Origin of the sequence: Terrisporobacter othiniensis (assembly GCF_000808015.1) — a bacterium.
Classification (GTDB): Bacteria; Bacillota; Clostridia; order Peptostreptococcales; family Peptostreptococcaceae; genus Terrisporobacter; species Terrisporobacter muris.
The window spans coordinates 1-2,322 of the sequence record NZ_JWHR01000055.1; the positions used below are offsets into that span (position 1 = coordinate 1).

2 protein-coding genes are annotated in these 2,322 nt (G+C 24.8%); both read right to left on the reverse strand.

The genetic code is table 11. The features are described from left to right. Window positions 1–24: 24 nt before the first annotated feature. Complete coding sequence (locus QX51_RS05055; RefSeq protein WP_039678816.1) at window positions 25–1,449, reverse strand: glycosyltransferase family 2 protein; 1,425 nt, start codon at window positions 1,447–1,449, stop codon at window positions 25–27. After that, the gene (locus QX51_RS05060) at window positions 1,443–2,267 is read right to left on the reverse strand and encodes a HEAT repeat domain-containing protein (protein ID WP_039678817.1); all 825 of its coding nucleotides are present in this window, start codon (window positions 2,265–2,267) and stop codon (window positions 1,443–1,445) included. The genes QX51_RS05055 and QX51_RS05060 overlap by 7 nt, the downstream gene beginning before the upstream one ends. Between the last annotated feature and the right edge of the window lie 55 nt (window positions 2,268–2,322).

Genomic DNA, 2,322 nt, shown 5'->3' on the forward strand with positions numbered 1-2,322 from the left:
CTATTAAATTTATTATAACTATTTTTATAGATTTTCAGAATCAGCAATTTTATTTTGGCTTTTTCTACTTATTTTAGACCATTGATGTTTTCTCTTTTTATAACCAAAGAAACCACTAAGTCTAAACCATCCACAAATTTGTCTATACCCAAAGCTTTCTAACACTGAAAAGATTGTATATACAAATACAGATTTAAAGTTTAATGTATTTCTAAAACTATAGCTCTCCAATATTATAGATGCTATAGAAATTACTACACCATATCCTATATATACAATTAAAAATGTAAATAAAAAGTCTATATTTAAAAATCCTAAGAAGTATGAAACTACAATTAGTAATAATCCAAATACATCTATAATACAAGATAACATCTCAAAAATTACAAAGTATAAAAATGAGAATACTCCTACTAATCCGTACTTTAGATTTAGAAATATATATTTATGTGTATATAAACTTGTTATAAGCCCAATGTGCCAACGCCTTCTTTGACCTTTTAAGTCATTGTAATTGTCAGGTACTTGTGACCAGCATATTGCTTTATGTGAATATTTTATACTATATGGCAATTTATTCTTCCTATAAAAAGAATGTAATTTAAGCACTAAATCCATATCTTCTCCTATGGTATTAGTATCATATCCACCTACATTAATAGCTGCACTTTTTTTGAATAATCCAAAAGCTCCTGAAATAATTAAATTTCCATTAAATTTATTAAACCAAACCCTTGTAGTTAAAAATACCCTAAAGTATTCAATAGTTTGGAATATAACAAATAAGTTTTTGGGAGTTAGTATTTTTACAACCTCTCCATTATCTAAAACTACTGAGTTTGACACTTTAATATTACCACCTACTGCAACAGTAGTATCATCCTCCATATATGGCATTACAATATTAGTTAAAGAATCCGTTTGTAATATTGAATCTGCATCAAGTGATATAAATAGTGGATAATTTGAAATGTTTATCCCCATATTAAGAGCATCTGCTTTTCCACCATTTTCTTTTTTTACAAGTGTTATTTTTATTTTATTATTTATAACACCTTCATATATGCTTTCTTCTTTTCTACAATTTACTAACCGTCTTATTGGTCTAGCTACTTTTTTCAAGTTGAATCTATCTACAACAACAGAAGATGTATTATCACTTGATCCATCATCTATCACTATTATTTCATAGTCTGGATAATCCTGATGAGCTAATGATTCTATACAGTCAGCTACTGTACTTTCTTCATTATAAGCAGGTACTAATATAGAAACTGGCACATAGTTTTCATTACTTTTTATAGATAACTTATTAAAGTACTTTCTTTTATGTCTATCTTCATTTAGTTCTAATACTGAAGAAATTGTTGAGATAAAGAATACTATTGCATAGATAAATACATAGTAAAAAAAGAATATATTTATAGCGTCAATTATTAACTTTAACATGTATGACTTACCTCTAACTTTCCTATCTTTGTCAAATACTCTTCATAAGATATTTTTCCTTGGTTAAGCATTGCATAAAGTAAAATATCTATTGAATACCTATCATTCTTTTCTATTGCTTTATTTATTATATTATCTTCTTCAAAACTTAATAAAGATATTGCTGAATTATATCTTACGTACCAGTTATAATCAGTTATACTGTCTAGCAATGCTTCAATAACATCTTCTTCCTTATACTTACCTAGTGTGGAAGCACTTATTGCTCTATACTCCCACTCTTCATGATTTAATAATTTTTTTATTTCTACTTTAGCATGGTTATAATGTATTTTTGAGAAATATTTTATAGCACTTATTCTAACTTCTTTATCTAAACTTTCATCTTTAAGAATATCTATGATTTTGTCTTTTGCCAACTCAACTTTTCTATTTTTTAAATGCTCTATTATATTTTTTTGAATATACTTGTTAAAAATATCAAATTTTAATAATAATGCTTTGTCTAACTCTTCAACATCTCCATTAAATATATCTAGTATGTCTATTAATATTTTACTATTAACATATTTTTCTTCATTAGATATAAACTCTAATGATTTTAAGAAATTTTTTGTATTTCCAATTTTAGAAAGAGATTTTAAAGTCCCTACTCTTAAATAGCTAGATTTTGTATTTAAACAGCTAAATAAAAATTCATTTATCTCATAAGTATTTAATCTATATTCACCCAATAAATTTACTATAAAAATTATTTTAATATCATCTTTCTTTTTATACTTTCTTACAATTTTTAAAATTTCTTCTTCAAAATACAAAACATACTTTTTTGTATATTTTTTATTTTCTTCGTCTTTGTTTAATTGAATTTAT